This window comes from Martinezella multihospitum (genome assembly GCF_900094585.1).
GTDB lineage: Bacteria > Pseudomonadota > Alphaproteobacteria > Rhizobiales > Rhizobiaceae > Rhizobium > Rhizobium multihospitium.
The window spans coordinates 182,507-195,514 of the sequence record NZ_FMAG01000004.1 but is presented as its reverse complement, the minus strand read 5'-3'; the positions used below and the strand labels follow the sequence as shown (position 1 = coordinate 195,514).

General features: G+C 60.2%; 10 protein-coding genes. 3 read left to right on the top strand and 7 right to left on the bottom strand.

Features of this window, described 5'->3' with window-relative positions:
• Positions 1-19: 19 nt before the first annotated feature.
• Positions 20-1,228: an MFS transporter gene (locus GA0061103_RS17080; protein ID WP_092713138.1), complete on the top strand. Its 1,209-nt coding sequence runs from the start codon at positions 20-22 to the stop codon at positions 1,226-1,228.
• A 182-nt stretch (positions 1,229-1,410) separates the two neighbouring features.
• Here GA0061103_RS17080 and GA0061103_RS17075 read toward each other — a convergent pair whose 3' ends face one another.
• The 6 genes from GA0061103_RS17075 to GA0061103_RS17050 form a co-directional block, all read right to left on the bottom strand.
• Positions 1,411-3,378: a glycoside hydrolase family 3 protein gene (locus GA0061103_RS17075; protein WP_092713136.1), complete on the bottom strand. Its 1,968-nt coding sequence runs from the start codon at positions 3,376-3,378 to the stop codon at positions 1,411-1,413.
• Between the two features lie 135 nt (positions 3,379-3,513).
• Positions 3,514-4,362 carry a fumarylacetoacetate hydrolase family protein gene (locus GA0061103_RS17070; protein ID WP_092713134.1) on the bottom strand — a complete coding sequence of 283 codons (849 nt, stop codon included), beginning with the start codon at positions 4,360-4,362 and terminating at the stop codon, positions 3,514-3,516.
• Positions 4,363-4,405: 43 nt separating this feature from the next.
• Positions 4,406-5,716, bottom strand: a complete 1,311-nt coding sequence (locus tag GA0061103_RS17065) for an MFS transporter (RefSeq protein ID WP_092713132.1) — start codon at positions 5,714-5,716, stop codon at positions 4,406-4,408.
• 47 nt (positions 5,717-5,763) lie between these two features.
• On the bottom strand, positions 5,764-7,347 hold the full coding sequence (gene mhpA / locus GA0061103_RS17060; RefSeq protein WP_092713130.1) for a bifunctional 3-(3-hydroxy-phenyl)propionate/3-hydroxycinnamic acid hydroxylase MhpA: 1,584 nt from the start codon (positions 7,345-7,347) through the stop codon (positions 5,764-5,766).
• Positions 7,348-7,373: 26 nt separating this feature from the next.
• On the bottom strand, positions 7,374-8,267 hold the full coding sequence (locus GA0061103_RS17055; RefSeq protein WP_092713128.1) for a VOC family protein: 894 nt from the start codon (positions 8,265-8,267) through the stop codon (positions 7,374-7,376).
• A 4-nt stretch (positions 8,268-8,271) separates the two neighbouring features.
• The gene (locus GA0061103_RS17050) at positions 8,272-9,324 is read right to left on the bottom strand and encodes an amidohydrolase family protein (protein ID WP_092713126.1); all 1,053 of its coding nucleotides are present in this window, start codon (positions 9,322-9,324) and stop codon (positions 8,272-8,274) included.
• A gap of 124 nt (positions 9,325-9,448) precedes the next feature.
• On the opposite strand from GA0061103_RS17050, the gene GA0061103_RS17045 reads away from it, so the two are divergent.
• Together GA0061103_RS17045 and GA0061103_RS17040 are read left to right on the top strand one after the other, a co-directional pair.
• Entirely contained in the window at positions 9,449-10,192 is a 744-nt protein-coding gene (locus GA0061103_RS17045) for a GntR family transcriptional regulator (protein ID WP_092713124.1), read from the top strand.
• 277 nt (positions 10,193-10,469) lie between these two features.
• Positions 10,470-11,804 (top strand): flagellar hook protein FlgE, encoded by a 1,335-nt coding sequence (locus GA0061103_RS17040; RefSeq protein ID WP_092713122.1) that lies wholly within the window; start codon positions 10,470-10,472, stop codon positions 11,802-11,804.
• 200 nt (positions 11,805-12,004) lie between these two features.
• Here the strand turns inward: GA0061103_RS17040 and GA0061103_RS17035 are convergent, their stop codons facing one another.
• Complete coding sequence (locus tag GA0061103_RS17035) at positions 12,005-13,006, bottom strand: ABC transporter permease (RefSeq protein WP_092713120.1); 1,002 nt, start codon at positions 13,004-13,006, stop codon at positions 12,005-12,007.
• Positions 13,007-13,008 lie beyond the last annotated feature (2 nt).

Here is a 13,008-nt window from a genome sequence, read left to right as displayed (position 1 = left end):
GCGCCGAAAGGATCCACCAGTGGTCGATGTCAACGCAAAAGGCCGGCGACCGGCACCAGCCATACCCGGTGGCGTCTGGGCGCTGGGCTTCGTCTCGCTTTTTATGGACATCTCCTCCGAGATGATCCACGCTCTGCTTCCTGTCTACATGGTGACCGTTCTTGGAGCCTCGACGCTTTCCGTCGGCATCATCGAGGGCATCGCGGAAGCCACCGCTGCGATCACGAAAGTATTCTCCGGAGCCATAAGCGATTGGCTCGGCAAGCGAAAGCTTCTGGTCCTGCTGGGATATGGGATGGCCGCACTGACCAAACCGATTTTTCCGATTGCGCCGTCGATCGGCTGGCTTGTAGCAGCGCGTTTCATCGACCGTATCGGCAAGGGCATTCGCGGTGCGCCGCGAGATGCCCTGATCGCAGATATTTCACCTCCCGAAGTGCGCGGCGCAAGCTTCGGACTGCGGCAGTCTTTGGATACGGTCGGCGCCTTCCTCGGCCCAGCGCTCGCGCTGCTTCTCATGTGGTGGACTTCGGATCAGTTCAGTACGGTTTTCTGGACCGCCGTCATCCCTGCCTTCGTAGCGGTCGGCCTCATTCTTTTCTTCGTCAAGGAGCCTTCAAAGGCGCCCAGCGACAAAAGCGCGAGATTTCCGTTACGAAAATCCGATCTCTTACGTCTTCCAGGCACATACTGGCTTGTGACGGGGGTAGCGGCGATTTTTACGCTTGCGCGCTTCAGCGAAGCCTTTCTGTTGCTCGATGCCCAGAGTCTCGACATGCCAGTCATGCTAATTCCGCTCGTGCTGATCGGCATGAATTTCATCTATTCGCTATCCGCATACCCGGTCGGAGTTCTTGCCGACCGGGTCGACCGCGTCACCTTGCTTTTGATCGGCGTCGGGCTCCTGGTCGCAGCTGATCTGACGCTGGCTTTCGTTCCCGGGCTACCTGGCCTGGCTCTGGGAGTCTTGCTCTGGGGCTTCCATATGGGCTTCACGCAAGGGATCTTTGCAACGCTGGTCGCCGACGCCTCTCCGAGCAATCTGCGGGGAACGGCTTTCGGGGTCTTCAATCTCGTTTCCGGAATTGCCCTATTATGCGCCAGCATCCTTGCCGGCGGGCTCTGGGAATGGATCGGACCTGACAGCACCTTTGTCGCCGGCGCGGCTTTTGCGTCCATGGCCGGTCTGATCCTGCTTGCTTTCAGAGAGCGCCTCAAGAGGGCCTGAACTGCTCGCCTGCCTATGGCTTCAGGCAGATATCAGTGAGCTGGTGTATCCCATCGCAACACGATGGGAGACCAATGTGCAAACTCGACATTGCAATTGCCGGATCGATCAGCAGCTTGGCCGGGAACGGCTGCAGACGACCATCGGGCTGACTTACCAAACCAAGTCGGACAGGCCCGATATCAGTATTGCATGTGATAGCCGATCGGATAGAGCGGATGGGACGTGTCGTGCGGCACGTCGGATTTCTGAGCGCGCACCTCGTCCATCGATGCAGGAAGCTCGAAGGGCAGTCTGCCTTCCGCCTTCTGCTTGCCCTCGATCACATCGAACAAGGCCGCGTCGCTTGCGCCGAAATTGGCGAGGATCGCAGCGGCATGCTCGCGTATTCCCGTGAGGATCGCCGGACGGGCCAGATAGACGGTGACGATCGTCGGAACCTGCCTTGCCGTCTCCTTGAAAGCCTCGAAATCGGCACTGCCGTCCTTGAAATCCAGATCGCCTTCCTGCTGACGGGAACCGAAGAAATAGTTCATATGTGGCTGCTGATACGGCGCGTTAAGACGCACCACCGCAAAGTCGGCATCCTTGGCGTCCGCCACCACAGTAAAGCCGCGTGCCGACACGATTTTTGCATCGACGCCGTAGAGGAACACCTTTTTGCCTGACGTCGCCGGCAGCAGACCGGCCTTGTTGTCGAGCAAGACCATGGCGCGGCTTTGAGCAGCGGTTGCCTCCGCAGCAAATGCCGCATTGCCAACGATTGCCTGCGCCTTTTGCGGGTCGACATAGGGATTTTCAAAGAGGCCCTGTTCGAATTTCTGGACAAGGATACGAGTTGCAGATTGATCGAGGCGCCGCTCGTTGATCTTTCCTTCCTTCACCGCCTGAACGAGAAGATCGGAAGAGGTGACACCGCCGAACTGATCGACGCCGGCATTGACGGCTTTGGCAAAGCGGTCGACACGGCTCAAATCCTCCACGCCCCAGGGCATGCCGAAGGTTTCCTCGTTCAAAGTCGGCTTTACACCCGGCTTCTCGCCATCCAGGCAGGTTCCCTTGCAGTCGTTGGTGATCAGCCAGTCGCTGAGAACGACACCGTCGAAGCCGTAATGACCGCGCAGCAGATCGGTCAGAAGCTGCTTGCTGTATCCCGCGCCGACCGGCTCCAGCGGCTTGCCGTCGAGGGTAACGCCATCCAGGATCGAATATGTCGGCATTACGCCGCCGACCTTCGCCTTGAAAGCTCCCTCGAACGGGATGAGATGTTCTGCAAAATTATTGCCCGGAAAGGTCGCGTGGCGCCCATAGACGTTGTGGCTATCGTAACCGTCTTTTGCCGCACCGTAACCGACCCAGTGCTTGGCCACGGCAACGACACTGTCCTTGTTGATGCCGTTCTCGCCATTCTGGAACCCGGCCACATAGGCTTCCGCCATGGATTTGGCGAGTTGCGCATCCTCACCGAACGTACCGTTGGTGCGCGGCCAGCGCGGCTCGCTGGCAAGATCCACTTGCGGAGACAAAGCTTCCTGTATACCGACGGCGCGATATTCCTGGCGGACAATGTCGCCGAAGCGCCGAACGAGCGACGGATCGCCTATGGCCGCCAGCCCGAGGGTCTCGGGCCATTTCGAGAATCCCCCGGCTGAAACGCTTGCGCCGAGTACGAACTGGAAATGATTGCGCGGATCTGTACTGATCGTCGCCGGAATCCCAAGCCGGCCAGCTTCCGCGATCTCCTGAAGCTTGTTGTTCTGCTCGGCCAATAGGGCGGGATCACCCGCCAACCGCGTTATGAAAGTCACGACCTTGCGGCCGTCGATCATATCCCTGGCACGCGCAAGATCATATTCGGTCCCGACCCCCATGCCGGAGCCGGGGCCGATAGACGGAGCCGTGCCATGCATCATGAGACCGGCCTTCTCCTCCAGCGTCATCTGCTTGACGAGATCGGCAGCCCGCTCGGCAGCCGGCAGGCGCCAATCCTCATAGGGATCAAGTTTGCCATTGCGATTGAGATCCTTGAAGGAAAGGCCGTCAATCGTCAGCGTCTTGGCGACGCGAGCCGAAAGCGCCGGCTGCTCCTGCGACAGAGCTGTTGAAGCGAGCAGCGATCCGATCGCGCACAAGGCAATGAACTGTTTCATGGCATCCCTCCCGAAAGAATTTCAATCGATCCCGGCTAACTGAAGGGGCGCAGACTGCGCCGCCTCATGTGTTTCGGCGGACCTTGTCGGCCCGCCGATCCCCGTCAGTTCGCAACCGCGAACTGTAAGCATATACTAACCTAATTCATCAACGATCGGATTGCTGAGAATGCCGAGCCTGCCGATCTCCACCTCCACGACGTCTCCCGGCTTCATCCACAGCGGCGGCTGTCGCTTGGCACCAACCCCGCCCGGTGTGCCGCTGACAATGACGTCACCCGGTTCCAGCCGCGTGAAGCTGGAGCAATACTCGATCTGCCGGGCGATATCGAAGATCATCTGGCCGAAGATAGCGTCCTGCACGATTGTCCCATTGAGACGCGTCTGAATGCGAAGATCGGGTAGCGGACCGAGCTCGTCCGGCGTCATCATCCACGGCCCGAAGGCGCCGGTGTCAGGGAAATTCTTGCCCGGCGTGAACTGATGCGTATGACGCTGGAAATCACGCACGCTGCCGTCGTTGTAGCAGGCATAGCCGGCAACGTATCCAATGGCCTCATCGCGCGAGATGTAACGGCCGGGCTTGCCGATGATGACCGCCAACTCACCTTCGAAATCGAGCTCGGTCGAGACCTTCGGGCGCACGATCGGGGCGAGATGGCCGGTCTGGCTATTGGCATAGCGGGCAAAGATCGTCGGGTTTTCCACCTCCGCACGCCCCGTCTCCTTGCGATGCATTTCATAGTTCAGGCCAACGCAGAGGATCTTGTCGGGGTTGGGAATGACCGGCAGCCATTCGATTTCACTGAGTGGCGTGGCAGCAGCAGAGGCGGCAGCTTCGGCAACGCCGGCAAGACCGGCTGCTACAGCCGATTTGAGATCGGCATAGCGCGATGCGAGAGCCGCGCCAGCATCGAGGAAGCGATCATCCTCGACAACGCCCCAGGTCGTGCGGCCGGCGATCTTGACGGTGGACAGTCTCATGGTTCTTGCTCCTGTGGGGGGTCAGACTGGGCGGTGGGCGCTTTCACACCCGCTGCATTTGATCGGTGAAGCGCGTCATCTTGCCAAAGCGCTCGATGGTGCGATCCGGAAAGATCAGCGCGAAGGCGGAAATTGCGCCGATGATGAGGATTGCGGCCGTGAACAGCATGGCGTTTGCATAACCGGCCGCGACATGATCAGGCCCGGCTGCCTGCACGATCATGCCGGTGACGGCGTTGGATGCGAGTGCGGACACTGCATTTGCCGAATAGATCACGACGATCAGCCGGCCGCGCTGGACCGCCGGCGCGACGCTACCGAGCGTGATCGGGCCATAGATCGTCGTCAGACTCGGAGCGGCAAAAGCGATCGCGATCAGCGCCAGTTGCAGCGGACCGCTGACATGAACCGAAGCAATCAGCGCCAATCCACTGACGAGAAGCGCATAGCCCGAGGCGCTGCCGAGGGCGGCACGCTTGCTGACACCCTTCTGAAGCATGCGCTGAGCAATCCACGAACCGATGAGCAACAGCGGCGACTGGAAGATATAAACAGCCGAAATGATCGAGCCGGTCTCAGTCTGCGAATAGCCGAGACCCTGCTGCAGGAAGGGCGGCAGCCACGTGGCCGACATGCCGACGATCCAGTAGGACATGGTCGACATGATGATGACGCCGATCACGGTCGGGTCGAGCCAAAGCTTGCGGGCTGGAATCGGGGTCTCTCCCACCGCTGCACGGGCCTTTTCATTCTCCGCGACCGCATGCGGCCCCTCGCCGCCGATCAGTAGCCAGGCGATGATCCAGGCGATGCCGATCAGCCCGCAGAAAAGGAAGCCCGAGCGCCAGCCGTAGTGGACGATGACATAGGTGAGGATCGGCCCGCCGGCGAGCAGGCCGACACTGATGCCCTGCAACACGACGGCGCTCGGGACGCTGCGCTTTTGCGGGCTGAACCAGTTATGGCAGGCATGCAATGCCGTCGGCAGTCCGGGTCCCTCGCCGAGGCCTAGCAGGATGCGGCAGGCGACCAGAACGGTGACCGAACTGGTGAAATAGATCGGAATCTGCGCGATCGACCAGATTGCGGCGAGTATGACGAGGATCCATTTGACGGGGACGCGACCGATCACGAAAAGGCCGACGAGAACGCCAGAAATGGAGAACAAGAGAAAGAAACTGCTGCCGATCAGGCCGAACTGCTGCGGCGAAATGCCGAGGTCTTTCATGATCGACACGGCGGAGAGGCCGAAGACGAGCTTGTCGAAGAAGTTCAGCGTCTGGAACAGGAAAAGCAGAATAAGGACGGCAAAAGGTTGCCATTTGCTGGCGGTATCGGCGGTTGACTCGGACATATGTTCCTCCCAGAACCTCAAAGAAATCTGCAATTGCCGACGCTGCGTCAGGCGAGACGGGTACTTAGATCGGCGATCTGTTGGCGAAGCGCCTCGATGCTCCGGGCAGCGCCGAAGACATAATGGTCAGGACGCACGAGCGCGGCGACTGCATCATGGCGGTCGAACCAGGCCGAAAGCACGCCGGCCTTCTCCCGGAGTATCGACGGATCGATTGCGTCTGCGCCTTTGGGCACAACAGCCTTCACCACGATCCCGTCGATCGCTTCCGCGAGTGCCCGTCCCTCCGCCGACCCGATCCGGCGGCCGTCGAGCACAAGTCGCCAGACCGGTCCGGTGAAAGCATCCATCAGCCGTTGATCCGCTTCCTCGACGATGATCGGCTGCGGGAACAGCAACCCTCGCGCGGGCGTGCCTTCCCCTGCGATCAGGCCATCCTCGATGGGCGGGACGATTTCCTGGCGAGTAATCGTCAGCGGCCGACCGCCACCCTCGGCAAGAATGCGGGCATCACGCGCGGCGGCAGCCTCCGGATCGCGTTCGCAGATCGTCTGGCCGATCGCCTTGATCTTGCCGGTCAGCGACTGCACATGCCGCTTGCGTTCCACGGTGTAGGTGTCCAGCAGCGCGTCGGAAGACTGTCCCTTCAGAATGCGGTCGAGCCGCCAGACGAGATTGGAAACGTCGCGCAGGCCCTGGCACATGCCCTGCCCGATAAAAGGCGGCTGCTGATGGGCGGCATCGCCGGCGATCAGTACCCTGCCCCGCCGCCATTCGTCGGCCACCAGCGCATGAAAACGATAGGCGGCGGCACGCCACAGCTCGCCGTCTTCCGGCACAAGCCAGGGCGACAACAAACGCCAGACATTGTCGGGCTTTTCCATCTCGCGCGGGTCTTCGCCCGGCAGAAGCATGATTTCCCACCGGCGGTGGTTCTTCGGCCCCATGATGTAGCTTGTGGGACGCGCCGGATTGCAGAACTGGGCCGAAGTCTGTGGCAGCTTGCCAAGTGCGGTTTCGTGAACCTGCACATCGACGACGAGCCACGGCTCGTCGAAGACGAGATCTTCGAGCTTCATTCCGGACAGTTCGCGCACGCGGCTTGAGGCACCGTCACAGCCGACCACATATTTTGCCGCGATCCTTCGGCTCTTGCCGGACGAATCCTGAAGCGTCGCGACCACCTCATCCGCCCGTGGATCGAGATCGATCATTTCCGTGCCAAGTTCTATCGTCACGCAGTCGAAGCTCTCGGCATGGCACCTCAACACGGCCTCGACAGGAGGCTGTGTAAACACCATGCTCGGGGTATAGCCGAGCGGATAGGGCTCGGGCACCATGTCGATACGGCGGATGAGCTGCCCTTCTGCGCCGAAGTGCTGAGATGCCGTGAACGGTGCGATATGGGGAAGCACCTGGTCGGCAATACCCATATTGTCGAAATGACGAAGGATTTCGTGGTCGAGCGCGATGGCGCGCGGCTTGTCGTAGATACCGGTCAGCCGATCAACGACGAGCGTAGAATGGCCACGCGCGCCGAGCATGCCGGCAGCCACGGCTCCAGCCGGGCCGAACCCGACCACCAGCACGTCATAACGGTTCGAAATATCACTGTCGTTCTTCACAGGCATGCCTCTGCAAATGTCTACTGGGCGCGTCAGACGCCGGAAAATCCGATGGAAATCTGCGCCTTCTTGCAGGCGTCGCTCTTTGGAGGCGCAATGCCCCAGTGGTCGGTCCGGCCGGGCGGCCAGACCCATTCCTCAGGGCCTCGGGCGCGGTAGCTGTCGTCCACCTGCAGGACTTCGGCGGTGTATTCGATCACCACACCCTGCGGATCGACAAAATAGGCAAAGACGTTGTCGCCCGGCCCATGCCGGCCGACACCCCAGCCGATCGGATAGCCGTGATCGACGACACGGCCCGAACCTCGCATGACGGATTCAAGGTCAGGCATGAGGAAGGCGACATGGTTCAGTCCATTTACCGGAGCTTCGGCCAGCACAACCGCGTGATGATCGTCGTTGCAGCGCAGGAAGGCCATGAGTTTCGACCGGTCTGTCAGACGGAAATCCAGGACATCGCGATAGAATTCCGAAAGAGCCTCGATCTGAGTGCTGTTAATGTTGACATGAGCGAGGCGCCCCGGCCGGTTGGGAACCACGCGCCCTTGCTTGCGGCGGTCGCCATAGACAAATTCCAGCACCGAGCCTTGTGGCTCCCGGACAACGAAACGCTCGCCGCCCGCCGGTCCATCGGCGCGTCCAATTTCGCGCAGGACTGTGCAGCCCGCGGCAATCGTTTTTGCAAAAAGCGACGCTAGCGCCTCAGCCGTGCCGACGCGGAAACTGATCTTGCGCAATTCCGCGCGGTCGCTTTGCTTTAATTCCAGCACATGAAAATCATCGCCCGTTGCCGCCAAGAAAATCTTGGCTCCTACTTCGCCGACGACATCCAGGCCCCAGACGCGGGTATAAAAATCGACAGATGCTGCAAGATCAGGCGTACCCAGTTCCACGCTGCGTAAAGCGATAACAGGAAATTCAGTCATAGGATCAAACCTCATCCAAGCCCAGGAAGGCGCGTGCGTTCGCAAATGTCAGGCGCGCGCGCAAACTTGCATCCGCAAACGCTTCCTCGATGCGAAAGACAGGCGCTTTCTCCCGAAAATTGAAGGGATAGTCGGTTCCAAGCAGCACGCGCTCCTCGCCGAACACGGTGACCAGGTGGCGCAGCATGTCTGCATCGAAGACCAGCGAATCCACATAGAGACGTCGCGCCTGCACAGCAGGGCTCTCCTGCATGATTTCATTGAGTGCAGGGAAAGCCGAATAGCCTTGTTCGAGCCGCGGCAGCAGCGAGGCAAACGTGCCGCCGCCGTGGCTGAAGGCTATCCGCAGCTTCGGGAATTTCTGCAGCAGCCCGCCGGTAATCACGGAGGCTGCTGCCAATCCGACATCGGTCGGGTAGCCGAGCACCTGCTGAAGCGGAGCCGGCCCCAGCAGTCTGTCCATGCCGGTCGGGCGCACTGCATGCACGAAGACTGCGGCGCCAAGCCTCTCGGCTTCCGCAAAGAATGGATGGAAACAAGGATCGCCGATCGGCACGCCATTGATATTGCTGCCGATCTCAACACCGCGAAAACCGAGTTCGCCAACCATGCGATGCAACTCGGAAATCGCAAGATCAATATCCTGAAGAGGAAGGCCGCCGAGTCCGACAAAACGCCCCTCACCTTCGGCAACGATCGCGGCGATCGCATCGTTGACGTATCGGGAAAGGTCGTGGGCCGCAGTCTTTTCGATCCAGTAGCCGAAGAGTTCAGGCATGGGAGATAGAGCCTGGATGCGGATACCGGTCCTGTCCATCTCCTCCAGCCGCCGCTCAGCCACCCAGCAGGCATCGCTGACCGTGCGATAGGGCTTGTCATCGATGACGACCGTTGCGTGGCAAGCATCTGCGGCAACCATCGAGGGCCAGCCGCGGATCGGGACATCCCCTGTCGGAAGCGGAAAACGTGCGGGCACCACGTGACAGTGGATATCAATGCCGCAACAAGCGCAGCCGTTCGCAAAGGCGCCTGGCGCTCGCTTTTCCGTTCCGCTCATTAGACCCTCCCTCACTAAGATCTCTCATAATGTACAAACTTTTTGTCGTAAAGATAAAATTTATAAATTTTTCGCCGCTGCTTCCTCGTGTATATAAAAAGCGATTTGCAAGCCAGAGAGCACCATGACCGTCAACTTGCTGAAGAAAGGGGCCGAAAGCCCCGCGACATTGGCAACCAGCATTTATGAGCGGCTGAAGGCCGACATTCTCTCAACGCGCCTGGAGCCCGGCCGAAAGCTGCAGTTGCGCTTCCTGATCGAGCACTACGATGCCGGCCAGACGCCGTTGCGCGAGGCGCTGAACCGATTGACGACAGAGGATCTCGTCATCGGAAAGGAGCAGCGCGGCTTCTTCGTCAAGCCCATCAGCCTGGATGAACTGCACGAGCTGACGAAAACGCGCTGCTGGGTGGAGACGCTGGCGCTGCGGGAATCGATGACGAATGCAACGCCCGGCTGGGAAGAGGCGCTTCTGGTCGCCCATCACCGGCTGGAGCGCACCCCGCGCTCACTCAACCCGGAGCACTTCGAAGACAATCCGGAATGGGAAAGGCTTCACCGCGCCTTTCACGCACTGCTGATCGGGGGGTGTGGATCGAAGCCGTTGATAGGCTTTTGCGAGCAGCTTGCCGATAGGCTCTACCGCTATCGCGCGCTCTCGATCCGCAAGGCCTTTCGTGTGCGCAAGGTCAGTGACGAGCATGCGCGTATCCTGAGAGCCGTGCTCGACCGGGATACCGTCGAAGCCGAGCGGTTGCTGCAGCTCCATTATGGGAAAACGGCCGATATCATCCGGGCCGATCTCGATACGGCGACGCAAGGCACCGCTGCGACTGGCTCGAATACCCAACACGGGCCAAAGCACTGATCTCCCACACTCGAGAGCTGCTCATGATGCCTTGCCGCTCGAGGCCCTGGCTATCGACGCGATTGCAGCCTCCGCAGAAAGCGAAGCGCGCCGCGCAAGATAGGAACATCCGGATTGCATGCCTTGCGCCCCCACGAATTGAGAATGTGGAGCACTTGCCGGCTCAAGGATCGTCGAATATTTTGAACTGATTCAAACCGGCGGCGCGCACCAAAAAGCCAGCTTCACACAAGTCATTATCGCTACCATCCCTGCATCAGCAACGTGCGAGGAACCAATGAGCATCTTTGGTAGCATGAAAACGGCAGTTTCCGGCATGAACGCGCAGGCAAATAAGCTTAGCACCGTGTCGGACAACATCGCGAACGTCAATACAACGGGCTACAAGTCGGCAAGCACCAGCTTTTCGTCGTTGATCCTGCCCTCGGGCGGCGGCAACTATAACTCCGGCAGCGTCGAAACCAACGTCAGCTATTCGGTCACGCAGCAGGGCGATACGGTCTCCACCTCGTCGAGCAGCGACTTGTCGATTCAGGGCGCCGGCTTCTTCGTCGTGCAGGGCGCCGACGGCAAGACCGTTCTGACGCGCGCGGGCGACTTTACGCCTGACGCAAACGGTAACCTCGTCAACTCCGCTGGCTATACGCTGATGGGCTACTCCTATGCTTCGGGAGCACCGGCTGTCGTCGTCAACGGCTTCGACGGCCTGGTGCCGATCAACGTCAATCAGAGCGGTCTTGCCAACTCACCCTCGACTTCGGGCAGCTTTACGGGCAACCTCAATTCGAATGCGACCGTTGTGGTCCCCAGCTCAACCGAGACGTTGCCGAGCGCCAACAAAGCGACGACCACCGCTAATACCCAGAAAAGCTCGGTGGTCGGCTACGACAAGCTCGGCAACACCGTCATGTATGACATCTATTATACCAAAACGCAGGCTGCCACGCCTGCGGTCGCTGCTGATCCCACCGCTACACCGCCGGTCGCTGCAGTCGCGGCGAAGCCAGATCAGTGGGAAGTTGCCGTCTATCGCAATGCCGACGCGGCGACGGGCAGCGGCTCGTCCTTCCCCTACTCATCTGGCCCCGTCGCCACTAGCACGCTGACGTTCGATACAAGCGGGAACATGACAAGCGGTGGCAGCTTTACGATCACCGATCCAACGACCGGTGGGTCGATCGCAATGGATCTGACCAAGATGACGCAGAAGGCTTCGGATTTCGCTTCCACCGGCTCGACCAACGGACAGGCGGCAGCCGCAGTCACCGGCGTCACCATCGACAAGAACGGCGTCGTCTACGCGAACTACGCGAAAGGGGATCCGAAGGCGATCTACCAGATTCCGCTCGCAACCGTTGCAAGCCCGGACAAGCTAACGCTCATGAGCGGCAACGTCTATCAGGCCAATGCCGACTCCGGTGTGACCGTCACCAGCTTCGCCAACAGCAACGGTCTCGGCTACATCCAGTCGAACTCGCTGGAAGCTTCGAACGTCGATCTGGCGGGCCAGCTCACCGACATGATCCAGGCGCAGAAGAGCTATACGGCCAACTCCAAGGTGTTCCAGACGGGCTCCGACCTGCTGGACGTGCTGGTCAATCTCCAGCGCTGATTTTCCGCCTACGTAGTCAAAAGGGTCCTCCGGGACCCTTTTTTCGTATGATCCGGCGGGCGAAGCCTGTTGCTGAACACTGCCCCGACCCAGGCCTGTGGATCTGCGAACATAGCTGGCGCTTGGCTCGGCGCGTAGAGTTCGGAATCGGACAGGGCGAGAAGAATGTCGCGGATACAGCAGTCGGAAAGCGGCTTGCCTTATGCGCGGCCAGCTGCTTTCCGATTGATGAAACTCAGGGCGAGCACGGCAAAGATCAGTGTTCCCGTACCGACTTGCTGCCAATAGAAATTCAGATCGGTCAGTAACAGCCCATTGGCCACGATACTGAGCAGCAGAACGCCCAGGACGGTGCCAGCGACGTTCGGCCGCCCGAGCGGGCTGAGCGTCGTGCCGATGAAGGTTGCGCCGATGGCATTCAGCAGAAATGCATTGCCGGAAGACGGGATATAGACGGTGACGGTCGCAGTCAGAATCAGGCCGGCGACGGCTGCGATCAACCCGACCAATACGAAGATGGCCGCGATATAGGCGGGAGCCGCAATGCCGGAATAGCGTACGACGCCAGGCTGGATACCGATCGACAGGACGATGCGGCCGAAGCGCGTACGGGCAAAAATAACCGCAGCGGCCGCGATGATGACGATGGCGACTGCGAGCGGCACGGGGAAACCCCCGATCGTGCCATGGCCAAGGAAACGGAAGGCCTCCGGTACACCGTTTGGCGGCAGATAGACGGGATTGCCGCCATTGGTGAGCAGTTGCTGGATGCTGCGGCCGATGAACAGCGTACCGAGCGTCGCAAGGAACGGGGAGACGCCGATCCCTGAAATCAGCAGCGCATTGAATGCGCCGACGAGCGCCCCGGCCGCCAGGCCGGCCAATGCTGCAATTGCCACCGGCTGTCCGCCAAGGACGAGCGAGACGAAGGCAAAGCTCGCGAAATCCATCGCCGTCCCCACCGAAAGATCGATGCCGCCCGACGCGACGGCGAAGGTCATGGCGATGGAAACGATGGCAAGCAGCGTGAAATTGTTGACCAGGATACTCTGCAGGTTGGCAAGGGTCAGGAATGTCGGCGTGATCAGGGAAAAGGCGGCAAAGACCGCAACCAGGGCGAGGATCAGCCCGTAGCGCACGAGGCTGCCAGCAATCAGGCGCGGCAAGCCAGCCGTGGCGTGTGCAGAAGTATGGAGCGACATGT

Coding starts and splice junctions, on each gene's coding strand:
- GA0061103_RS17075 (WP_092713136.1), bottom strand. CDS start 3,378: ATGAAACAGTTCATTGCCTTGTGCGCGATCGGATCGCTGCTCGCTTCA.
- GA0061103_RS17035 (WP_092713120.1), bottom strand. CDS start 13,006: ATGTCGCTCCATACTTCTGCACACGCCACGGCTGGCTTGCCGCGCCTG.
- mhpA (WP_092713130.1), bottom strand. CDS start 7,347: ATGCCTGTGAAGAACGACAGTGATATTTCGAACCGTTATGACGTGCTG.
- GA0061103_RS17055 (WP_092713128.1), bottom strand. CDS start 8,267: ATGACTGAATTTCCTGTTATCGCTTTACGCAGCGTGGAACTGGGTACG.
- GA0061103_RS17050 (WP_092713126.1), bottom strand. CDS start 9,324: ATGAGCGGAACGGAAAAGCGAGCGCCAGGCGCCTTTGCGAACGGCTGC.
- GA0061103_RS17045 (WP_092713124.1), top strand. CDS start 9,449: ATGACCGTCAACTTGCTGAAGAAAGGGGCCGAAAGCCCCGCGACATTG.
- GA0061103_RS17040 (WP_092713122.1), top strand. CDS start 10,470: ATGAGCATCTTTGGTAGCATGAAAACGGCAGTTTCCGGCATGAACGCG.
- GA0061103_RS17065 (WP_092713132.1), bottom strand. CDS start 5,716: ATGTCCGAGTCAACCGCCGATACCGCCAGCAAATGGCAACCTTTTGCC.
- GA0061103_RS17070 (WP_092713134.1), bottom strand. CDS start 4,362: ATGAGACTGTCCACCGTCAAGATCGCCGGCCGCACGACCTGGGGCGTT.